At 54.0% G+C, this 22892-nt stretch carries 21 protein-coding genes; 9 read left to right on the top strand and 12 right to left on the bottom strand.

Annotated elements, in window-relative coordinates:
- The first annotated feature begins 4 nt into the window (after positions 1 to 4).
- From FJ695_RS10975 to FJ695_RS10955, 5 genes are all read left to right on the top strand, one after another.
- A complete protein-coding gene (locus FJ695_RS10975) occupies positions 5 to 1159 on the top strand; it encodes an ABC transporter ATP-binding protein (RefSeq protein WP_141185490.1) in 1155 nt (384 codons plus the stop codon).
- On the top strand, positions 1159 to 2079 hold the full coding sequence (locus FJ695_RS10970) for a carbohydrate ABC transporter permease (protein WP_141185489.1): 921 nt from the start codon (positions 1159 to 1161) through the stop codon (positions 2077 to 2079). Before FJ695_RS10975 ends, FJ695_RS10970 begins: the two co-directional genes overlap by 1 nt.
- A complete protein-coding gene (locus FJ695_RS10965) occupies positions 2076 to 3011 on the top strand; it encodes a carbohydrate ABC transporter permease (RefSeq protein ID WP_141185488.1) in 936 nt (311 codons plus the stop codon). Before FJ695_RS10970 ends, FJ695_RS10965 begins: the two co-directional genes overlap by 4 nt.
- A 128-nt stretch (positions 3012 to 3139) precedes the next feature.
- Positions 3140 to 4399 carry an extracellular solute-binding protein gene (locus FJ695_RS10960; protein WP_141185487.1) on the top strand — a complete coding sequence of 420 codons (1260 nt, stop codon included), beginning with the start codon at positions 3140 to 3142 and terminating at the stop codon, positions 4397 to 4399.
- A 74-nt stretch (positions 4400 to 4473) separates the two neighbouring features.
- Complete coding sequence (locus FJ695_RS10955; protein WP_141185486.1) at positions 4474 to 5298, top strand: phosphodiesterase; 825 nt, start codon at positions 4474 to 4476, stop codon at positions 5296 to 5298.
- Between the two features lie 349 nt (positions 5299 to 5647).
- Here FJ695_RS10955 and FJ695_RS10950 read toward each other — a convergent pair whose 3' ends face one another.
- The 6 genes from FJ695_RS10950 to FJ695_RS10925 form a co-directional block, all read right to left on the bottom strand.
- Positions 5648 to 6301, bottom strand: coding sequence for a DUF2848 domain-containing protein (locus tag FJ695_RS10950; protein WP_141185485.1), 654 nt, complete (start codon positions 6299 to 6301; stop codon positions 5648 to 5650).
- Positions 6302 to 6304: 3 nt separating this feature from the next.
- A complete protein-coding gene (locus FJ695_RS10945; protein WP_141185484.1) occupies positions 6305 to 7591 on the bottom strand; it encodes a TRAP transporter large permease in 1287 nt (428 codons plus the stop codon).
- Positions 7588 to 8136, bottom strand: coding sequence for a TRAP transporter small permease subunit (locus tag FJ695_RS10940; protein ID WP_141185483.1), 549 nt, complete (start codon positions 8134 to 8136; stop codon positions 7588 to 7590). Before FJ695_RS10940 ends, FJ695_RS10945 begins: the two co-directional genes overlap by 4 nt.
- A gap of 21 nt (positions 8137 to 8157) precedes the next feature.
- Complete coding sequence (locus FJ695_RS10935; protein WP_141185482.1) at positions 8158 to 9192, bottom strand: TRAP transporter substrate-binding protein; 1035 nt, start codon at positions 9190 to 9192, stop codon at positions 8158 to 8160.
- Between the two features lie 24 nt (positions 9193 to 9216).
- Positions 9217 to 10032, bottom strand: coding sequence for a putative hydro-lyase (locus tag FJ695_RS10930; protein ID WP_141185481.1), 816 nt, complete (start codon positions 10030 to 10032; stop codon positions 9217 to 9219).
- Positions 10033 to 10108: 76 nt separating this feature from the next.
- On the bottom strand, positions 10109 to 11008 hold the full coding sequence (locus tag FJ695_RS10925) for a LysR family transcriptional regulator (protein ID WP_141185480.1): 900 nt from the start codon (positions 11006 to 11008) through the stop codon (positions 10109 to 10111).
- A gap of 298 nt (positions 11009 to 11306) precedes the next feature.
- Between FJ695_RS10925 and FJ695_RS10920 the strand changes: the two genes are divergently transcribed.
- Entirely contained in the window at positions 11307 to 11759 is a 453-nt protein-coding gene (locus FJ695_RS10920) for an ester cyclase (protein ID WP_168206319.1), read from the top strand.
- A 102-nt stretch (positions 11760 to 11861) separates the two neighbouring features.
- Positions 11862 to 12251 carry a nuclear transport factor 2 family protein gene (locus FJ695_RS10915; RefSeq protein WP_141185478.1) on the top strand — a complete coding sequence of 130 codons (390 nt, stop codon included), beginning with the start codon at positions 11862 to 11864 and terminating at the stop codon, positions 12249 to 12251.
- Between the two features lie 371 nt (positions 12252 to 12622).
- Here the strand turns inward: FJ695_RS10915 and FJ695_RS10910 are convergent, their stop codons facing one another.
- From FJ695_RS10910 to FJ695_RS10885, 6 genes are all read right to left on the bottom strand, one after another.
- On the bottom strand, positions 12623 to 13999 hold the full coding sequence (locus tag FJ695_RS10910) for a M20 family metallopeptidase (protein ID WP_141185477.1): 1377 nt from the start codon (positions 13997 to 13999) through the stop codon (positions 12623 to 12625).
- A gap of 4 nt (positions 14000 to 14003) precedes the next feature.
- Complete coding sequence (locus tag FJ695_RS10905) at positions 14004 to 15581, bottom strand: gamma-glutamyltransferase (protein WP_141185476.1); 1578 nt, start codon at positions 15579 to 15581, stop codon at positions 14004 to 14006.
- 67 nt (positions 15582 to 15648) lie between these two features.
- Positions 15649 to 17301, bottom strand: a complete 1653-nt coding sequence (locus FJ695_RS10900; protein WP_141185475.1) for an ABC transporter ATP-binding protein — start codon at positions 17299 to 17301, stop codon at positions 15649 to 15651.
- 27 nt (positions 17302 to 17328) lie between these two features.
- Positions 17329 to 18225, bottom strand: coding sequence for an ABC transporter permease (locus FJ695_RS10895; RefSeq protein WP_141185474.1), 897 nt, complete (start codon positions 18223 to 18225; stop codon positions 17329 to 17331).
- A 1-nt stretch (position 18226) separates the two neighbouring features.
- Positions 18227 to 19144, bottom strand: a complete 918-nt coding sequence (locus FJ695_RS10890) for an ABC transporter permease (RefSeq protein WP_141185473.1) — start codon at positions 19142 to 19144, stop codon at positions 18227 to 18229.
- A 124-nt stretch (positions 19145 to 19268) separates the two neighbouring features.
- Complete coding sequence (locus tag FJ695_RS10885; protein WP_371708984.1) at positions 19269 to 20804, bottom strand: ABC transporter substrate-binding protein; 1536 nt, start codon at positions 20802 to 20804, stop codon at positions 19269 to 19271.
- Positions 20805 to 20944: 140 nt separating this feature from the next.
- On the opposite strand from FJ695_RS10885, the gene FJ695_RS10880 reads away from it, so the two are divergent.
- Positions 20945 to 21718 (top strand): IclR family transcriptional regulator, encoded by a 774-nt coding sequence (locus tag FJ695_RS10880; protein ID WP_141185472.1) that lies wholly within the window; start codon positions 20945 to 20947, stop codon positions 21716 to 21718.
- 184 nt (positions 21719 to 21902) lie between these two features.
- Positions 21903 to 22700 carry a TIGR03084 family metal-binding protein gene (locus FJ695_RS10875; protein WP_141185471.1) on the top strand — a complete coding sequence of 266 codons (798 nt, stop codon included), beginning with the start codon at positions 21903 to 21905 and terminating at the stop codon, positions 22698 to 22700.
- Positions 22701 to 22892 lie beyond the last annotated feature (192 nt).

Raw genomic sequence — 22892 nt, 5'->3', positions numbered from 1 at the left:
TCATATGGCGGCCATTTCCTTAAAAGCGATCGAAAAGAGTTTCGGCGACACGTCAGTTCTTGAAGGGATCAATCTCGACATCGCGCCGGGAGAATTCCTGACGCTTGTCGGGCCATCTGGATGCGGGAAGTCGACCTTGCTCCGGATTCTGGCGGGACTTGAAGTGCCAAGTTCCGGTGACGTTCTGATCGACGGCCGCCAAGTCAATCAGGTACGCCCTGCTGACAGGAACCTCGCGATGGTCTTCCAGTCCTATGCGCTCTATCCGCATTTGACTGTCGGCCAGAACATGATGACGCCGTTGCGGCTCCGGGACTTGTCGTTTGCCGAACGGCTTCCTTTTGCCGGCCCGCTGCTCGCAAAGTCCAAGTACAAGGCGCTTTGGGCGCAGGTGACCGAGACGGCGAAGATCTTACAGATTGATCATCTTCTTAATCGCAAGCCCGGCCAACTCTCAGGCGGTCAAAGGCAACGTGCAGCCTTGGGCCGTGCGATGGTTCGCAAACCGGCCGGCTTCCTAATGGACGAACCACTATCTAATCTGGACGCGGCGCTGCGCATTCACATGCGCTCAGAATTGGCCGAACTTCACCGGTCTCTTGCAACGACCTTCGTTTACGTCACGCATGACCAGGCCGAAGCGCTGACGATGTCTGATCGGATGGCCGTGATGATGGACGGCAACATCCTGCAGCTCGGCACGCCGGACGAGATATACAACAATCCGCAGGACATCCGGGTGGCTGAGTTTGTTGGAGCGCCGAAGATCAACCTCTTGCCCGGGCATCTGGACAGCACTGGTCATGCCCGCTGCGGCGACGTCGTCTTGACGCGGGTCGCAGACACCTCTTCAGACACAATTACGATCGGTCTGCGCCCGGAACATTTGACGCTTTGTGACGACACGGATCCAGAGGCTTTGAAAGGCCGGGTGGTTCATAAGGAAAACCTCGGCGCTGATATCTACCTGCACATCAGCCTTCATGACGGTGCGCATCGTCTCGTGGTACGCTCAGCGCCCGTAGATGGTGTTGCCGTGTCCATTGGTCAGGACGTTGCCTTCAAGCGGCATCACGGTGTCGCCATGGCATTCGATCCGAAGGGAAAACGGGTCGATCTTACCGACGAGGCCGAAACCACCGTTGCGGAGGTGGCGTAATGCCCCGCTCCAAGGCGCACTATTGGTTTGTCGGCCCTGCCCTTTTCCTGATGTTTGTCATTTTGCTTTTGCCGATTGGCATCGCATCCATCATGAGTTTCACGAATTACAGCCTGGGCAATTCCGGCGCTGAATTTATCGGACTTGAGAATTACGAGAAGATATTCACCCGTTCCACCTACGAAAAGATGTTTGGAGCGACATTCCGGTATGTCTTTGTGGTTGTTCCACTTTCAGTTGGACTGGGCCTCGGCGCCGCGCTGCTCATAAATTCGACCAAGCGCTTCGGCGATCTTTACAAGACCATCTACTTCTTGCCCGTGATGGCTGCGTTGATTGCGATGGCCATCGTTTGGGAGTTCGCCTTTCACCCGACCATCGGGATCGTCAATTCCACATTGGAGCGCGGTTGCGGCACTTTTTTGGAAGTCTGGGGTTGGTACGCACACGGGTGTGAGCGGGGCTTCCCGCTCTGGCTGACCGACCGCGACTATGCCATCTGGACGGTCGCCTTCATCGGGGTCTGGCAAGGCTTTGGCTTCAATATGGTGCTCTACCTCGCGGGTCTGACCTCTGTGCCGCGTGAGCTTTACCAAGCGGCCGAAATGGATGGCGCAAAGTCGGCCTGGGACCGGTTCCGGCTTGTGACATGGCCAATGCTTGGCCCGACCACGGTCTTCGTCGTCACCATTTCGTTTATCCGCTCTTTCCAGGTCTTCGACACGGTCGAGGCGTTTTACCCGCAAGGCGGCGGACCGTCGAAATCGGTCTACGTCATGATGTTTGCCATCTACGAAAAAGCGATCCAGCAAAACCTCATGGGAATTGGCGCGGCCATAACCGTCGTCTTCCTGGCTTTCGTCATGTTTCTCACGCTCGTCCAGCGCTGGCTGGTGGAAAGAAGGGTCCATTACACATGAGCGACACAACTCTTTCCTCTTCCACCGCAGTTGGCCTGCCAGCCTTCCGGTTTTCCGCGGCAGAAACCCTGAAGCATGTGGTCCTGATCTTCGGCAGCCTGATCGTGCTGCTGCCGTTCTACGTGATGGTCAGTTACAGCTTCAAAAGCCCGGCCGAAATCATGCAGAACATCGGTGGGTTCTTCGGCGCGCAGGAAGCATTCCGCGACGACTATTGCATCAAGCTCGGCAAGGATGTCGCCGACTGCATGGTGACACCGGTCATCTATAACTACACCACGGCTTTTGAGAAAGCGCCGCTCATCCGGTACCTCCTCAACGGCGTGATCGTTACAGCGTCCATCTTCTTCATTCAGGTCCTTGTCGCACTGCCCTGCGCCTATGCGCTGGCAAAACTCAGGTTCTGGGGGCGCGAAGCTGTCTTCGGACTGGTTCTGTTCTGCCTGCTTATTCCAGTCCATGCCATCGCGCTGCCACTCTACATCATGCTGGCCAAGGTGGGGCTTACCAACACCTATGCCGCGCTGATCATTCCCTGGACGATCTCGGTATTCGGTATTTTCCTCATGCGCCAATTTTTCATGACCGTCCCGGATGACCTCATCGACGCGGCCAGGATGGACGGCATGAACGAATTCTCGATCATCTGGAACGTCATGTTGCCGACCGCGATCCCCGCCCTCTTGGCCTTTGCGATCTTCTCGGTCGTTGCGCATTGGAACGATTACTTCTGGCCACGGATCGTGATCACCGGCGACAGATCTCTGTTCACCCCACCGCTTGGCTTGCGCGAATTCAAGGGCGATGCGGATGGCGACAACTTCGGGCCGATGATGGCGACCGCAACGATCATCGTGGCGCCGCTGATCGTGGCCTTCTTGATTGCTCAAAGACGTTTCATCGAAGGCATCACGCTCAGCGGGATGAAATAGACCAAAGAGCTCAAAAACATGCGGGGCCGCCCAAGGGCAGCCCCATCACCGAAATCCCGCGAGGGGATCAACCGGGAGCGGACGAGTTTGGCGACCAGCCACTCCCACGGCAACAGACGGAGAGTTCCATGAAAAAGACCCTCACCGCAATAGCACTACTGCTGGCAGCCTCCGCTGCACATGCAGACGAAAAAGTAACGATCGAATTCGCTTACCCGTATTCCCATCTTTTTGATGTGACGTACGAAAAGATCCTGCCGAAGTTCAACGAGCAGTTTCCGCATATCGAAGTGAAGATCCGGGCAACATACGAATCTTACGAAGACGGCACCAACACCATCTTGCGTGAAGCTGTTGCCGGGACGCTCCCGGACGTCACCATGCAGGGTCTGAACCGTCAGGCAATCCTTGTTGAAAAAGGAATTGCCAAGTCGCTCGAGCCTTTCATCCTGAAGGAAGAGACGTTCGAAAAAGACGGTTACCACGATGCCATGCTCAAGCTCGGCTCGTTTAACGACGACATCTACGGCCTGCCGTTTTCTGTCTCCCTGCCCGTCGGTTACTACAACATGGACGTTATGGCGAAAGCAGGCATCACATCTGTTGCCGACCTGCCGAAGTCATGGGACGAAGTCGTTGAAGTTTGCGGCAAGCTCCATAATGCTGGCGTCAAAAACCCGATGTTCTGGGGCTGGAACATCACCGGCAACTGGTTCCTGCAGGCTCTGATGTGGTCGCAGGACAAAGCCACAATGGAAGGCAATGCGTTCCAGATTTCTTCCGACGAAGGTCTGAAGTCCCTGGAAACAATGAAGGGCATCTTCCGCGGCTGCGACATGCAGAACATTGAGTGGAAAGCGGCCCTTGCGTCCTTCTCCGCTGGTGAAATCGGCATGATGTTCTGGTCGACATCGGCGCTTGGTGCCGTTGAGCGTGCCAAAGGCGATTTTGAGCTGAAGACCAACGAGTATCCGGGCATCGAAGCATCTGGACCTAAAGGCCTGCCAGCTGGCGGCAACGCGGCCATGCTGGTATCTTCTTCTGAAGATCCGAAGGTCCTGAACGCTGCCTGGGAATGGCTCAAATTCATCACCTCCGGTGAAGGCGCTGCCGACGTTGCCCGGACAACAGGCTACATGCCGCCGAACAAGGCTGCCAACGAAGTCATCCTGGCGGATTTCTATCAGCAGAACCCGAACAAAGAGACCGCCGTTCGCCAATTGCCACTGCTGCGCGACTGGCAAGCTTACCCGGGTGACAATGGCTTGGCGATCACTCAGGTCATCTACGACGGGATCGAAGGCATTGTGACCGGCGAATTCGACGACATGGCCGAGCTGCAAGAACAGCTGGACGAAGAAGTTTCAGATCTTCTGCCGTCCAACTGATCAACCTTCCTTCTTGCGCCGCCCGGTCTACCGGGCGGCGTTTTTCATCACAAAAATAATCCAAGGAGGAAGACATGAAACTTCTCCAACTGACGGACATTCATTTGACCAAACCGGGGGACACGATTGCCGGACGGGATCCGAATGAGAATTTCCGCAAAGCCCTTCGTCACGCCATAACCCATCATCCCGACGCCGAAGCCATTTTCATCACCGGCGACCTCTCTGACTGGGGCGACAAAGACGATTATCTGCGCCTGAAAGCAGAAATCGCCGAATGCCCGCTCCCTATTCATTTATGCATTGGCAATCACGACGAGCGGGACGTTTTCCTGTCTGTTTTTCCGGAAGGCGCGGACGAGAACGGCTTTGTTCAAACGGTTGTTCCGCTGAGTGAAGGAACGGCAATTCTGTTGGATACCTGGGGACCGGATACTCATGCCGGTTTTTATTGCTCCAAACGGCAAGACTGGCTCGATCGGGAGCTGTCTGCAGCCACTGCCCCGGTGTTTTTGTTCATGCACCACAACCCTGTCCCTATCGGCATTGCACCCATGGACCAGATCATGCTTCAGGACGCGGACGGATTTGGCCAAGTCGTCTCCCGGCATGCCGCCAAGATCCGGCATATCTTTCATGGGCATTGCCATCTGCCTCTGGCCGGTTCCCTGCACGGAGTTCCCTTTAGTGCACCGCGCGGCACCAACCATGCCGGATGGCCAGATTTCGCCAACAAGGGCAATCTCGCTGGATCTGACCTTCCGGAAAGTTATGCGGTCGTTCTCGCCGAGGAAACCTCGACCATGATCCACATGATTGAATATGGATATGAGGGCACCGTCCGCCGTGAGGGATCACCCGATTACGCGGACTGGGATCGCCTCACCATGGTGCGTTAACGCACGAGTGCTTCTGGGCAGTATCAGATGGACACTCCTGGTTCGCCGGAGTGTCCGATATACGTTTAAGTTGACCTAGAAAAAGCTCCGCAATACTGCACATTCATTTCATTGACATCGCAACTAGTTTTCACAACGACGCCAGGTAACATCGTCAACGCATTGACGCAGTTTTTCTTGGATATCGGCACTACAGGCAACGCGTATTTTGCCGAGATATAACTTGTTGGAAACGCAACCTGATAACGTTCAGAGTCGGTCGAAAAACGATAAATACATGAATGTTCGTTTACATGGTCCAAGCCAGCTTACCTTCATAAGCAAAGACACCAACATAACAAAAGGTTTCTCACACTATAATCGGCAGTTCCTCGACCTTGTATTCCAATCGAATGGTCCGCTTCAGGTGAGGGTCAAAGAGCTCCATACGATAGGACCTTGCTGGTCGGATCGAACCAATCGCCGGCAACGTACCGCACAGCATTGCGCTGTTATTGGAAAACTTTGATTTTTCAATCAAACTGCCAAGCGGCAGGATACGGGCGAGCGGTCCTTCCTGATAAGGTACCCACTCCCCACCCTCTTCGATCTGACAGCGTAAAATCAAATCATCCAGATGATCCGCGACGTCCTTAAACCTCCACAGCTGATTGGATACCGGCTTGGGGCAAGCTTGTTTGGAAGCGGCAACCGAGATGGCTTCCAGCTCCCGGTCGGTGTGATCGGAGGCGAGGCCGAGCCATACTTCGCCGTCACTCTGCAAAAGTAGCGGCTCAGCCTCGCCAGACGATGCCTTTCCCAGTACCTGAATATGCGACGTCTGAACGAGACAGTTTTCCGACACCCGGTAAAACAGAGGCGTCTGTGATGGCGGAGCAATGCCGAGCTCGGCAAGTTCCTGAATATGATGGTCGACGGCGTCCTTGTCCCGCCCGGTCCACCCCGCAACGATTACTTGCTCGACAGGGCAATCGAGGGGCGTGTCGCCGTGAAAAAACTGCACGTCTTATCCTCCAAGGATTGATGGCAAAAACAGCGCTATGCCGGGGAATGCAATCAGTGCTGCCACCATCAACAACATCGCGATCACGTATGGAACGGCGCCAAGCATGACTTCGCTCATTTTTCCAGAGCGCCGGGCCCCTTGAACAACATAGAGATTGAGACCGACAGGGGGTGTGATCAGAGCCATTTCGATGAGCACGATCATCAGGATCCCGAACCAGATCGGATCAAAGCCCTGTGCCACCACAAGCGGCACGATGATCGGAATGGTCACGACCATCAGAGAAAGGGTTTCGATGAAGAACCCCAATACGATGTAGATCAGCACCACAACGAAAATGGTGCCCATGGGCGACAGACCCAACCCGTCGAGAAAGCCTTGCAACTCCCGGCCCAGACCTGCGGACGCCAATGTGAAATTCAGGAACGATGCGCCGATGACAACCAACATGATCATGGACGTGATCTTGACTGTGCCAATGATGCTTTCTGCGAACATCCTGTAGCTGATCCCGCCGAACAGAGCAGCGATCGCGATCGCGCCGGCAACTCCGACGGCTGCCGCCTCGGTGGGCGTTGCCCAGCCTTGATAGATACTGCCGATAATGGCGGTGAACAGAAGAAAGATCGGTACCAATTGCACCAGCGAGCCGAGCATGTCGGTAAGACCGAACACCCGCCGCTCCCCACCGAGTGACGGCTGCATCAGGCAGATGACTGCGGTGATCAGCATGAAGCCGATGGCAAGTCCGATCCCGGGTATCAGGCCCGCTAGAAAAAGCTGCGGGATCGAAGTCTGGGTTAAAAACCCGTAGACAATCAAGTTAATCGACGGTGGGATCATGATGCCCAGTGTGCCGCCGGCGGCAATCGCGCCGGAAAACAGCTTGGGGTCATATCCCAGTTTCTCCGCTTGGGGCATTGCAACGGTTGCGACAGTGGCCGCCGTTGCAACGGAGGAGCCGGACGTTGCGGAGAACATGGTGGCCGTTGCGATGTTCGCATGCACCAATCCGCCCGGGAGCCAGCTCACCCATCGGTCGAGAGCTGCATAGGTGCGTGCGGCAATGCCGGACCGCACCAGGATTTCACCCAGCAAAACAAAGAAAGGGATCGCGATCAGTGTGGCATTGTTGGAGGTCGACCAGACCTGATTGCCAAGGCCGCGAATAAGCGGAAACGGGCTAAAGAAAACATCGATGCCGAAGCCGAGCAGAAAGAGCACGATCCCGACAGGGATCGACATGGCCAACAGACCAAGCAAACCCGCAGAAAGATAAACAATCACTGAGCCTGCTCCACTTCAGCATAGGCGCCGATGGCCTGTTCGCTCTTATCAAGCTTTCGTTTGAAGATCAGGATTCCCGCAAGAACGACGGTGAGCCATGCGACGGCGGCAAACCAGACCCACCCGGCGAACCACGGTGCCTGCACCCATGCAAGCGGTGTTTCAAGGGGTGTGTTGGCACGGGAGGAATTTGCAAGGGATCTAGCCAGGACTGGCCAGCATCGCCAGGCAATCAAGGTCACCGTTCCAGCAAGCACCGCCAAGGAAAACAGATCAAAAAGTGCCCGCGCAAGCCCATGTGTTCGGGCGCGCAGGATGTCGATACGCACGTGCCCGAGTTCAAGCAATGTGAAGGCCATACCCCAAGAGGTGGCGATGGCCATCACATAGCCTGAGATTTCGTCTGTACCGCCAAAGGAAGCCCCGAATTGCCGAAGTACAATGTCAATGAGCACCACAGCCGCACAGACCAACAGACCAAATCCGGTCAGGATGGCAATGCGCCGGTTCCATTGACGCAAACTGTTCAAGACATTTTCTTCCATGGGGCCCTCTGGTTCTAACGATTAGTTTGCGATTGTAACGCCGACGGTTTTACCAACCGAAGCGTTCCAGCGGTCGGCCCAATCGCCACCTGCACGGCTTGCCCAATCCGGCAGAACTTCGCTCACCAGAACGTCCCGCGCCTTAGCGAAATCAGCGTCTGACACATCGACCAAGACCATATTGCGCGCTTCCCCTATGGGGCATTCGCCTTTACCGGTCAGGCAGGCAATGTCATTGACCAGCGCATCTTGGGCGCTTGCCCATGCTGGGGCTTCAAAATTGGTCTTGACCTGCTCGCTGATGAGCGCCTGCGTGTCCGCATCCAGACCGTTCCACTTGTCCAAATTGACTGCAGTCACGACACTGTCCCAGCCGCCAAGCGGGATCGGCATGAGATGCGTGGAGACTTCCCACCAGCCGGCTGAATATCCGGATCCTGCGCCCGTCACCGCGCAATCGACGACACCCTTTTGCAGGGCACCTGGAACTTCGGAGAATGACACATTGACGCCTTCGGCGCCCAGCGCTTCCAGAAACTTCGCTGTCATGCGGCCTGAGGCCCGGATCTTGAGCCCTTCAAGGTCGGCCAAGCTGGCGACCTCAGCATTACAGAAAACCACCTGCGGCGGATAAGGAGCAATTGCCAGAACATGGCTGTTGAAACGGTCGCGGTAGATATCTGCCACCATTGGGCGCGCGGCATCGACCATCGCACGGGCGTCGTCCGCATTCAGCGCTAGAAGAGGCACATCAAGACCTTCCAGTTCGGGCGCATCGGCAACCGCGTAGTCGGCAACGGTCATACCGACATCGTAGACCCCATCACCAAGCAAACGAAATACGTCGGCGACGCCGAGATTCATCTGGTTGTGGGTTGTCAGCGATACATTGATTTTACCGCCGGAAGCTTCCGGAAGTGTCTCGCTCCAGAAAGGAGCCTCATATTGCTTGTGAAGCGGCAGGCCCGACCAACTGCCGACAACCGAAAGCTCTTCGGCTATGGCTGGCGTCGCCAGGATCGTGGTTGCGGCGAGAAACGTAAGCATGCGGTTCATGGTAGTCTCCTTGCTGAGGGTCGTTCAGTCTTGCTTCAAGACCGGGACTTCTGCGTCCTCGGCCACATCGGTGATCAACATGTGCCCGGGTTTGTGGGTGATGCAAATCGGCAAACGCGCGTTTTCGATCGCAACTTGCGGCGTCACGCCACACGCCCAGAAAACCGGCGTAAATCCTTCCGGAACCGGGGCCGGGTCACCCCAATCAGGTCTTTCAATATCGGTAATACCGATCTTCGAGGGATCGCCCCAGGAAACCGGTGCGCCGTGCGCGTAAGGAAACCGATCTGAGATCGCGTTCGCTTCACCTAGGCGGTCATTGGGAATTGCCCGCATTGAAACGACCATCTCACCGGCAAACGGGCCGGCTGGGATCGTTTGAAGATTGGAACGGTACATCGGCACAGTCGTGTTGTTGGTGATGTGCCAAACATCAATTCCCGCGCGCTGCAAGGCGTTTTCGAATGTGAACGAACATCCGATCGCAAAGGCAACGAGATCGTCCTGCCAGATTTCGGATATGTCGGTGGCCGAGCCTGCCAGCTTGCCATCCCGATAGATATTATAAGCAGGAACATCCGCCCGAACATCTAACCGTTTGCCAAGAGTGGATATGAATGGATTGCCCGTGTCGGATACGCCGACCAAGGGGCACGGCTTTGGGTTTCTCTGGCAGTACCGCATAAAGTCGAGAGCATAGGCTTCGGGAAGGATTGCAAGGTTGGCCTGCAAGCGCCCCTGGCCCAATCCAGCGGTGTGGGACGCATAGGTCCCTGCACGAATGGCAGCGCGAACATCATCGAGCGTTTGCGTTTTCAGGTTCTGATAACTTACAGACACTGTGTCCCCCAATTGTTGGACGCAAGGTCTCAAGCGGAGGATATAAAATCAAATTGAATTTTTTGTTCAAAAGTGATCAGGTTTTTTTATCACTCAAATAGTGTACAGCAACTTCGTATGCCACTTGCGCAGCAGTCTCGACGATATGGCTGCGCGGTTCTCCGAGAAACGACGCAGAAAAACGCAAAGGACTGGGCGCAAATCCCGGGTCAAATTCACGTACCCGGTTCTCTTCCACTAGGGGCTGACCAAGGGCACGCGGCAATGCGGCCACTCCGAGATCCGCTTCCACCAGACGGAAACACGCCGACAGAGACGAAGAGGGAAACAGCGACACGTCAGGACCGACATGCTCAAACAGCAAGTCCTTCAGTTCACGGTATGGCCGGGTGTTGCGCGCATAAGTGAGCACCGGGCGAGACAAATGGTGAAGAGGGTCTGTATCTACCGTTGCATTTGCGGCCGCGTACCAGGCCAAATCAAAACCGGGTAATTCAATGTTTTCGACCGTGTACTCAGAGACAGGCCCCAACAGGATTGCCAAGTCAAATTCCCGATTGAGAATGCCGCTGCGCAAATTAGTAGAGATATCGACGTTCAGATCAATCTCAAGCTTTGGATATTTGCGATGCAGTTGGGCGACGAAATCAGGCAGCCAGGATTGGGCAATCGTCTCGGCAATGCCAAGCCGCAGCCGGCGCTCCACACCCGCAGGATCGACAACATCCCGGTCGACCAGTTCCGTCAAACGTTCGATTTTCTCGGCATGAGCTAATAAAAGCTCACCCCGTTTGGTCAGCTTTAGACCGCCTGGGCTCCGTTCCAGCAATTCGCAAGCAAGCGCGTCTTCTAGGGTCTTGATCCTGGCTGTTACAGTGGGCTGGGTCAGATTTAATGACACGGCCGCTTTTCGCATCCCACCCAAACGCACAACTTCGAGGAATGTCTTCAGTTGCTCAATACTGATTCTAGTCATTCTTTAGTATGCGCATAGAACTGATCAGAGTGCATAGCCGAACACAGCTGCAGACAGACGGTACCAACACGTCTTGACCGTCAACCGGTTTGATCATCTGCTCTATTTCCATAATCGGGCAGACTTCGACGTCGCCATGAACTTGCCCCTAGAAGGAAGAAGAAACTCGAAAAACATGCGAACCGGAAAAAGAACCGATGCTCTTCCGAGCATCCGGCAAACTAGAATTGCATGCATCTTCAAATTTTCAACCATTCATGGCAAACTACGTCATTTATTACAGATAGGATCTTTTATTATGACAAATCTAGAAATTCTTGAGACTTGGTTCCAACGCGTCTGGAGTGAAGAAGACCAATCAGCCATCGACGAAATGTTCCTCCAAGATGGCCGCGCCGTCGGATTAGGCACGCAAACGAAGGTCGGCGAGAACGAATTCCGCGAGCACGAGATGCTCGGCCCAGATGATTTCAAAGTATTTCAAAAGGCACTGCTTAATCTTGTTAAGGACGTGAAAATTGAAGTCACGCACAGCATGACTTCAAATGAATGGCTGTGCGCACTTTGTTTGTTTCAGGGCACGTCGCGAAAGACGGGTGAGCGCATCAAAATGACAGGTACTGTCTATGGCCGTTTCTCAGACAATCAAATTCTCGAAGCTTTCAACCATTTTGACTTCCTAAGTCTGTTTCAGCAGCTCGGCTCACTGGAGGCCGGAACCTTTGAGCGCTGTCTAAACGATAAACAATGACGGCAACTCAACTGGACAAAGATGATTGCGAAGATTACCCGACGCGAACCATGCGTCGGCAAGATAGTTGTTTCATAATTCTAGGATTTTGAGGAAATACCCATGACAACAGAAGAAATCGTTCGCAAAGCAATTCTGTCTTATAACAGCGGGGATGCAGATACCATTTCCGCCTTATTGCATGATGACATTCGTTATTGCATTCACGCCAATGCGGAAACCGGACCTTATTGCGCCGACTGCAGCGGCAAGAACGCTTTCTGGGAGACAATCAGCAGAATACAAGCAGACTGGAATATCGATGAGTACCGTCTCACAGATATCATCGTTTCTGGCGAACGGGCCGCAACCCAAATAAGCCTCACGATCACCAGCCGCCACACAGGCGTTTCGCGTGAGACCGAACTGGCTTTGTTCTGGACCGTGAAGGACGGCTGCATTGTGGAACTACATGAGTATCATGACACCGCAGCAGCGGCCTTGTCGAAATAGCTGTGGCCGAGCCAACTATTCTCTCGAGAAATATCTGGGAACAAATACTGCCATTTGGAGTTGCCAGGGCTCAATGCCCCCCGTCAATTCGGATCATGTATCCGCTGTTCAGACAGAGGTTGAGCAGAACCGACAACAGGTAAGATCAAGGAAAACATTCATTCCAAATCAATTTGGACCTGAAAAAGTCTGCAATTGGCCAACCGCACCTGTGTTTTGTACTAATCGCCTCCGCCCCGTATCCAGAATGTCGAGTGGAGAGCTCTTCGCCAAGTTCGGGTGGTTGAAAACCCAGACACGCAAAAGTCGGGATTATGATTTCACCCTGCCGATCCAAGGATCCGGCAGGGTGGCTCAACGCCATCAATTGGTTAGCGCCGTTCCGAGATATCCCAGAATAACCCTGCCATCAGGCGCAACGCGTCGCGTGAGACCGATTTCAGAATATGTTCATTCGGCGCGTGCTGGGAACATCCCCCATAGGAATGCGGAACCCAGATGGTGGGGAGGCCCAGAATATCGGTGAAGCTGTCATTCGGAAGAGACCCTGCAAGGTTTGGCAGAACGTGCGGGTTTTTACCGCTGGTCTCCGTCAAAGAGTCCCTTACAAAATCCACCCAAGGATGATCCGGATCTAAGCGGGTTGCCTGAAAAAACACACGATCAGCCGGGACGATCTCAACCATGGAGAACCCGTGTTTGTCGAGGTGCCTTCGAAGCGCTGGCAGAATGTCGTCAGAATCCGTCCCAACGACATAACGCAGCTGACAGTGCGCCGATGCATGACCCGATATGGCGTTCACGGGAGCCTCGGGAACACCACTTTTCATGGCCAGAACTGCAAAGGAATTCCAGCCAAACGCCCGTTCAGGTGCCGAAAGCCCCTCTTCTCCCCAGTTAGCGCTTATTTCAGGCCCGCCATCTCCAATCGGCAGATCCTTCAAGGCTTCCCGAATTTTTGGCGTAAGACTGTCCGGGCGCCATTCCTCTATTTGGATCTGCCCTTTCACATCGCAGATGGAGGCAATCGCGTGGGAAAGGATCATTGCCGGATCAGCCAGCAAACCACCCCAGTTGCCGGAATGATTGGCGCCATCACGCAGGTTCACATTCAGATCGAAATTCACGCCGCCACGCGAACCCATGAACATCGTTGGCCAGTCTGGTTGGAGCCGGGGTCCATCAGACGCAATCAGCACATCGGCCTTGAGCTTGTCACTATGCGCTCTGAAACATTCGGACAATCCAACCGAGCCCGTTTCTTCAGAGGTCTCAATGATCACCTTGACGTTGAACCCAAGCGAACCGCGCTCTTCCAGCAAACACGAAAGCGCTTTCAGATTGATCAGATGCTGGCACTTGTTGTCAGCCGTACCCCGGCCATAGAGTCGCTCGCCCTCTTCAACCAGACGAAAGGGATGCAAACCTTCGCGCCATTGCTCGGTTTGGGCACGGATCACGTCCCCATGGCCATAGGTCAAAATCGTTTCAAAGGACGGGTCCTCAATCCGCTCGGCAAACAACAGCGGGCCGCCGCGATCATCCGTATTGTCGAACAAACTGGTCGTGAACCCCATTCCTTCCAAAAGAGGCTTCATCTCTTCCGTCAGGTATCGATAGAGTTCCGGCGACTGATCCGGGTTTTGACTTTCGGTTTCTATGGCAACCAGCCGCGCCAAATCTTCCTGAAAGCTGCCTTGATCAAAGTAGGCCTCGGCCCGGGCAATGGTATTCGCGCGAGATGCCATGGATTTAAGCCTTTCCTTCAATGACTGCATCTCCCCAAGGGGACATGATTTCTGTGCAGCCCATGTTAAGCCCGTTCTCGCGCAGGACACCTGCGGGACAAGCGAAGGCATATGGGAACACTGTTCGTGGCGTGGTGACGACTGTGTGCTGTGATTTCAGTTCGTCCAGAACGGAAACCGGCAACTTTTCATCTGCAACGACAACATCACCACCCGAAACATCAATTCTCGGGTGATGAAACGCCTCTTCAAGGCTCATTCCATAATCACTCAAATAACTAGAGAGTTGGGCAACAGCCGGCATAATCTTCCGGCCGCCTGACGCTCCTACTGCAAAACGGCGATCCCCAACCTCCCCGATAAGCGGGCAGACATTCATCAAACATGTCTTGTCCGGACCAAGCGAATTCGGGCGGCCGGGCTCCGGATCAAACCACATGATGCCATTGTTCATGAGCAGACCCGTTGAAGGGGAGACAACCCGCGAGCCGAAGAGCGACAACAGGGTCTGCGTCATCGCAACCATGTTGCCATCACGGTCAACAATTGAAAAATGCGTTGTACAGGAGGGGGCTTTTGGATCCTCCTGATCTCCCATGGTGGCCATCCGCTCCGCGTTTGCCGTTTGGATCGACCTCGCATAGGCACTCATCACGGTTCCATCCGGCTCCACACCATGCGGGACAAATGCAGTTTGAAGCAGCTCGCAAGTTCTTTCCAGGGTCGGTCCGGCAGTAAATTCAGGCGTCACATGCCAAAGGGCATCCCGATATCTTATGGATTTTGGTGTCTGCAAAACGGCTTGATAGGCGGCGAGGTCCTCCACAGACAAACTGCCTCCCTTCGCCTGAACATCCTTGGCGAGCACCTGGGCAATATCTCCGTGGTAAAAATCCCCTGCACCTGCTTCAGCCAAATGGGCCAAAGTGTCAGCTGATTGAGATTGATCAATCCGCTTTTCGGAAAGAGCTGTCCATCCTGCAATTGTCGGCCACTGCCCATCTTCCAAAAACTGGGCTGCAGCATCGGGGTCATTTGCCAATGCGCGGCAGGCAGACGCAATCATCAATGCCGCATACCAGTCCACATGAAGCCCGTCCCGGGCGACCTCAACGGCCGGCTGAAGCAAGTCCTTCCAAGCCATGCTGCCGAAGTGCTGATGGGCAAGACCAGCACCTGCGACTGTTCCAGGAACGGCAATGGCAGTTGCACCTTGCACATTACGGTCATCAACAACGGCTTTCCACGGGAAGAGGTCACTGGATTGCCCTGCCCCGCTTAAAGGATAATCGCCTGGTTTCAGCGCCTTTGGAGACTTCATTCCAAACCAGATGGCATGCGCCTTTTGCTCTTTTTCCAGCCAAATCATCATGGCTCCGCCGCCGGTCGGGCCGCTCATCCAGGGCTCGAGAACGCCCATAGCAAACGAGACCGCAACTGCCGCATCAACAGCGTTGCCACCAATTGCGAGCACATCTGCACCAATCTCTGCAGCGCGAACATGTTGCGCGGCCACCACGCCTTTTTCGGTCGAAACAACCGGTTTTCGAACCGTTTGGCTTCTGGAAAAACTATGCGTCACAAAACAAGCCTTCTGAAAATGCGTTTGTCCCCCTCTTGCGTTCGGGGTCTACCTGAAAGGAAAACACTCAAGCTGAAAGCTCCAACTCGGTGTCGGAAAATGTAGGAACAGTCCAGTTTTGTCCCGGCTGCGCGGCCAGCAGTGTTTTTGTGTAGTCGTGTTGAGGATTGCCAAACACGGCATCGACTGACCCGCGTTCAACGATCTCTCCATTTTTCATTACGAGTATGTTGTCACAAATCTGAGCAGCAACGCGCAGATCATGGGTGATGAACAATATTGTCAGTCCAAACTCATCGCGAATGTCGCGCAACAGGTTCAAGACTTCCTTTTGAACCGAAACATCAAGGGCGGATACAGCCTCATCGGCGATCAGGATTTTCGGCTCGACCGCCAAAGCTCTCGCAATGCAGATACGTTGACGTTGTCCGCCGGAAAACTGGGCCGGATATCGATTCAGCGCATCCTCATCCATCCGAACGATCTTCAGCAAACGTTTTGCGCGTTCGAGAGCTTCCTTGCGGCTCACACCAAAGTTGCACGGCCCCTCGATCAGCAAATCCCCGATCGTACGTCGTGGATTAAGCGACCCATATGGGTCCTGAAACACGATCTGCATGTCTTTTCGATGGGGACGCAGCGCGGTTCTGGTAAGCTCTGCGAAGTTGTAATCCCCAATCTGAATTTGCCCGGTATCAGGGTCCAGCAGACGGATCAGACAACGGACCAGGGTTGTTTTTCCCGATCCTGATTCACCAACGATGCCAATCGTTTCCCCTTTGCGCACTGCAAAGGACGCGTCTTTCACGGCATGCACCGTACGTCCGGACTTGAAGAAATTGGCTTTGCTATGGAAGGTCTTTTCCAAACCTTCCACAATCATTGCGTTGGGTTTCTCATCAAGATCGGCCGGGGCCTGATCTCCTTTTCGCGGAACAGCGTTGATCAGGCTCTTCGTATATGGGTGCTGCGGCCTGTTCAGAACCTCATCCGCGAACCCTTGTTCAACAATGCGGCCGTGTTTCATCACAACGACCCGGTCAGCAATTTCAGCAACCACATCGAAGTCGTGGGTAACAAACATGATCCCAGCGTTGTGGTTGGCTTTCAGCTCCTTGATCAGGTGCAATATCTGAGCCTGAGTGGTCACATCCAGAGCCGTCGTTGGCTCGTCCGCAATTAGCAGTTTGGGATCGAGTGCCAGAGCCATGGCAATCATGACCCGCTGACGCTGACCGCCTGACAACTGATGCGGATAACACCCGTAGAGCCGCTCGGGCTCCGGCAAATGCACTTCCCTGAGCAGCTCGAGCGTTCGTGCGCGCTGGTCCGCCTTTTTCATCTTCCGATGGGCAGCGAAGACTTCCTCGATCTGATCGCCCACGGTGTAGCACGGGTTCAAGGCCGTCATCGGCTCCTGAAAGATCATGGCCATCTTGTCACCGCGCAGCGCGCTGCGCTCACGCTCTCCAACTGACAACAAGTCCCGTCCATCGAAACGGATCTCACCTGATGTTGGTTTGAGGATTTTCGGCAAGAGCCCCATCGTTGCAAAGGAGGTTACAGATTTTCCAGAGCCGGACTCCCCAACAATACAGACAATTTCCCGCGGATGGATTTCCAGACTGAGGTCCTCCACCGCGTGGAGGCGGTCACCTCCAACAGGCAAGCCGATCGACAGATTGGAAATCGACAGAACCGGAGCATTTTGATCAGTCATTTCGTGTCCTCACATTACCGGTTCAAATCAGTTGCGGCCTTCAGGAGCCGTTACATCCCGCAAACCATCCCCCAGCATGTTGATCGCCAGGACCAGCAGGAAAAGCGCAATACCCGGGATCGCAATCAGCCACGGTTCAAACAGGAGCATTTCCTTACCTTCGGAAATCATCAGGCCCCAGGAGGGGACCGGCGGCTGCACACCTAGCCCGAGGAAGGAAAGCGCGGCTTCCAGAATGATTGCATGAGCCATTTCGAGCGTGGCGATCACAATCAGATGGTTGGCGATATTGGGGAGAATGTCCTTGAACAGCAGACGGATCAGCGGGGTACCGAGGATCTCACCGGCAGCCACATATTCCATTGACCGCACTTGCATGGTGGCACCACGCAGAACCACGGCAAACCTGTCCCATAAAAGCAGACCAAGAACAGTGATCACAACAAACAGGGATCCACCAAACAAAGCGACAACGGCGAGCGCCACTAGAACAACCGGCATTGCCAGTCGAACATTGATGAGAAAGGTGACAGCAAGGTCGACTCGGCCACCAAAGTACCCTGCGGCCACCCCCATTGCAGTTCCGATCACACCCGAAATCAGTGCCGCGACAAACCCAATCAGCAGGGATACCTGGGCGCCATAGATCAGCCGGGAGAGGTAGTCCCTGCCAAGATGGTCCGTTCCGAGCGGATGCTCCCAAGTGCCACCAAGAAATACCGGTGGCTGCATGCGGCTCAACAAATCCTGATGATAGGGATCATGCGGGGCGAGCAATGGAGCTGCCAGTGCAATCAACACAAGGAGCAACACAACGCCGAACCCGAACAGCAATCCTTTGTGAACCTTCGCCCGGAGGAACATTGCTTCACGCGGACTTGGAGCTTTTTGTTGTGCCGGAGCAGAAGTAGCAAGCGAACTCATATCAGTGAACCCTCATGCGCGGGTCTAGCCAGGCATTCACGATGTCAGCAAGCAACGTGAAGACGATGTAGAACATGGAGAAAATCAGGATCAGCGCCTGTATCGTGGGCAGATCATTCCGTGAAATGGATTCCCACGCGAGATACCCGGCGCCATGAAGGGCAAAAATGGATTCCACCACGATGGATCCGCCAAGCATGAAGCCCATCTGAACCGCCGCCAGAGACACGACCGGGATAATCGCATTCCGCAGAGCATGCTTGAATAGAATTTTTCGCTGGCTCAAGCCTTTGGCCCGCGCTGTCCGGACATAATCAGCCGACAATACTTCCAGCATACCCGTGCGCGTAAGGCGCATGATCGCTGGCATTGCATAGTAGCCGAGCACGATGGTCGGCAAGATGAAATGCCGCCACGAGGAAGCGCCAGATGCGGGCAGCCAGCCCAGATTGATCGAGAAGATCACGATTAGGATAAGGCCGAACCAGAAACTCGGCATTGCCTGCCCCATCACCGATAAAAACAGTGAAAACCGGTCGATAAACGAGTTTGGCCGAAGAGCCGCGACAACTCCAAGCGGAACGGCGAACAGCAACGCAAAACTGATCCCGCATACACCAAGCATCATGGTGATGGACAGCCTGTCGGCAATCAGTTGGGAAACCGGCAATTCGAAATAGTAGCTTTCGCCGAAGTTGCCCTGAAGCGCATTCGTCAGCCACTCCAGATATTGAACGATCAACGGGCGGTCAAAACCGTAATACTCGCGAATGGCTTCGATATCAGCATCTGTCGCGGATTCCCCTGCAATCGCAGATGCCGGATCTCCGGCAATGTAGAGAAGGCTGAAACTGATGGCGGACACTGTCAACGCCACGAGCGCAGCCAATCCCAGCCGCTTCAAAATAAAAGCGAGCATCGGTTGCCCTTTCGAATGGTCAGACTATCGGGAAGGATGCGGACTGAGAAAACCAGCCCACGCCATATTTGATGAAGGTGAAGAGACTGGCCGCCGCTGACGGGCGGCCAATCAGAACGAGGGGTTAGTTCCAGCTCATCGTGGCAAAACGCACGATCTCATCCGGTGTTGGCTGGAACTCCACATCCTTAGAGAACACGTAGTTGGTGTTGTAGGAGAACAGCGGCGTCCAATAGGCTTCATCTGCGATTTTCTGCAGAGCTTTGCTGTAATAGGCCTTCCGCTCTTCCGGATCGGTGGACGTGTCCGCTACTTCCAGCCAGTCGCGCACTTCATCATCACGCGCATCATCAAGAGAGCCATGCTTGAAGAACTGGCTGGTGATCGCTGAAGTGTCGTTGATCGAGTAAGACCCCCAGGTCTGGAATGTGATCGGCGTCCCAGAAGACATGCGCAACTCACGAAGAGCCGAGTATTTCAGCATGTGGAAGTTGGTCTTGATCCCGACCTCATTCAGGAAGTTGGCCAGCGCTTCTGCATAATCGCGGTTCCGATAGGCATAAAAGTCTGTCGTGAAGCCATCCGGATAACCTGCCTCGGCCAGCAGAGCCTTCGCTTTTTCCGGATCATACTCGTAAGATGTCACTTCCTGCTCGCACCCGAATTGCGATGGAAAACAGGCTGTATTGACGACCTTGGACTTGCCGCGCAAAAGCGCCTGAACGATCGTTTTACGATCAATAGCATGGGCAACAGCCTGACGAACCTTCAGCTTTGTGAAGGGATTGTCCGCACCGGTCCGACCCGCCGCATCCAGTGACAGATAACCAATCCGCATGGTGCTTTCATTGGCGACCGTCAACTTGTCCATTCCTGCCAGTTTGCCCGCCTGATCGGCAGGGACTTGCCAGATGAAATCAAGCTCACCATTGAAGAGCTCAGCAATCTGCGTATTCACATCCGGAATGGTACGAATATCCAGTTTACCGATCTTTGGCTGCCCTTTTGGGGAGTCGTGATAGCCGTCATATTTCTCGAGCTGGTAATGAGTGCCCGGCTCAACAGAAGTGACCTTGTAGGGCCCTGTCCCCACCGGCTTCAGGCCCATTCCTGCAGGGCCAACTTCCGCATAGTACTCATTCGGATACATGGACACCGGACCGGCGAGAAACTCAATAGCTGCCGGAAACGGTTCTTTTAGATGGATTTGGACGGTGTACTTGTCGAGCTTTTCAGCACTCTTCATCCAGTTGACATTACGCTGGGTTTTAACGCCGTTGTCCTTGTCCGCAACAAAGTTGACTGTGTAAACAACGTCGTCGGCATCGAATTCCTCACCATTGTGGAACTTTACGCCCTCACGCAGCTTGAACTCCAAAGTGACATCGTCAACCCACTTCCATTCAGTCGCAAGGTTGCCGACATACTCATTGGTTGCCGGATCCCGATAGACAAGCCCATCCCACACGGTTCGCTGAAGGATCACACCTTCACGAGCCGAGTTAAAGTAACTGTCGACATTTTCGACTTCCTTCGTGAACGCCACACGAAGCGTGTCATCCGACTTACCGGCCAAAGCAGGCGCGGAAAAAGACATCATTGAAAGAGACGAGAGCAGCGCCGCTTGCACGGCACCGCGCTTAATGATCTGAACCGACATGTTTCCTCCCAAATTTAAAGTGCAAATTATTATAATAAGCACTTGCATATTATATAATAATAATTAGTATAAAAATACGATCTTGTCAAGGTCATCCTTGATCAGAGGATGCGCATTTCCATGCGCTGAGGGAGAGACGCATGAAATCCAAGCAGGACACATTGTTCGTGGCTTCATTAGAAAAGGGATTCAGGATCCTGGAAGCCTTTGATGAAGACCATCCGGAACTGGGTCTTGCCGAGCTCAGCCAGAAGACTGAACTGGACAAAAGCGCCGTTCAGCGTTTCTCCAACACATTGACAAAACTTGGTTATCTGAAAAAGGACGAGATCACCAAACGGTATCGGCCAACGATCAAGACACTTGAACTCGCCAATGCCTATTTATGGTCCGACCGGCTGACACAATTGGCTATGCCCAAGTTGATTGATCTATCCAAGATCCTCAATGGCACCGTCAATATGTCCGTTCTGGACGGCACAGACATCATTTATGTCGTCCGCCTGCCAAGCCGCCGGACAAATTTTGCCGCCACAATTATCGGACGCCGCGTGCCTGCCCTGAACACCTCAAGTGGACGCGCAATTTTGTCGGTCTACCCAAAGCCTTACCGTGAAGAGGCGATCCAAACATGGCCGCTCAAGCAATTCACACCCAAGACAACCATGGATCGAAACGTTATTGAGCAGATTATCGAAACGGCAGCCGTAAAAGGTTATTCGCGATCAAGCAACGAACTGATCATGAACGAGATAGGTTTTGCTGCTCCGATTCTTGCCAGCGACGGTCAACCACTGGCGGCAGTCCAATGCTCTGTCTCGTCTTTTACCCATGATGAAAAACTGATTGAAACAAAGCTGGTCCCAACCCTGATGGAAACAGTAGCCTCGCTCCAACCAGGTCATTTGGGGTAACCGGTTCCTCCGCTGATATCTGCTCTTGCCAGCCGTTTGACAAACAGAGACGTCGGGTGCAGGGCGAAAAGAGATTCTTGGTGCGATTGATAGACAGGTCTTGAATAAATATGCGAGCGCTGGCGGCCAACTGGCGTAGGCATTTAGGACATTGACCCCCAGAAAAAAATTTCCGGAACACGAGATGCAACAGGCACAAGACTTTAGCGACGAATGCCAAACCCTCGAAGCGCTCTTGCGCCCGCTGAGCGAAGGCGCCTTCGAAACCTCCACCGGCTTCAAGAACTGGACTTTCAACAACATTCTCCGGCATCTGCATGTCTGGAACTACGCCGCCTATCTCTCTCTAGCCGATCCTGAATCCTTTCGGTCCTGGATAAATGTGGCTCTCAAAGCTGTATCGGCGGGGCGTTTCACAGAATTCGAAGCGCAGGAACTAAACGGAGCTTCCGGTCATTCCCTCTTGGATCTTTGGTCAGAGTTCTCTCAAGAAACGGCGCGCCATTTTGCCGATGTCGATCCGTCTCTGCGTGTCGAATGGGCCGGTCCAAGCATGAGCGCGCGATCTTCCATGTCCGCTCGCCACATGGAAACGTGGGCCCATGCCCAAGCCATCTATGACGCCCTCGGTGTCGACCGCGTGAGTTCTGACAGCATCAAGAACATCGTCGTCATCGGCGTAAACACTTACGATTGGACCTTCAAAAATCGCGGTATGGCAGTTCCACAGCCCAAACCCTTGCTGGAATTGGTCGCACCTTCCGGTGCGCCATGGACCTTCGGCGATCCATCTGAAGAGGAGAGGATCACAGGACAAGCAGAAGAGTTTTGCCAGGTTGTTACTCAGACTAGAAACATCGCTGATACAAACTTGAAAACAATTGGCGATAACGCCGCAAAATGGATGTCAATCGCCCAGTGTTTTGCCGGACCACCAGTTGAACCGCCAAAAGCAGGCCTTCGAAAACGGTCGGACAAATAGAGGGTTTCTCCGGCTGAACGACCAGCGGGCCGATCTCGGGCGAGTAAAAGACATTCGCTGTGTTTGTAACGAATAGCCGCACTATGGATCTGCTCTGCCGACTATTGAAGCTTTGTCCGTTGTTTCTGCGGCAACACATTGTTCTAGAAGGGCTAGAGCGGCCACAGACAGTGTGTTGTCCGGCGTAAAGTT

The organism is Labrenzia sp. PHM005, from assembly GCF_006517275.1.
Classification (GTDB): Bacteria; Pseudomonadota; Alphaproteobacteria; order Rhizobiales; family Stappiaceae; genus Roseibium.
This window is presented reverse-complemented; position numbering and strand designations above follow the sequence as displayed.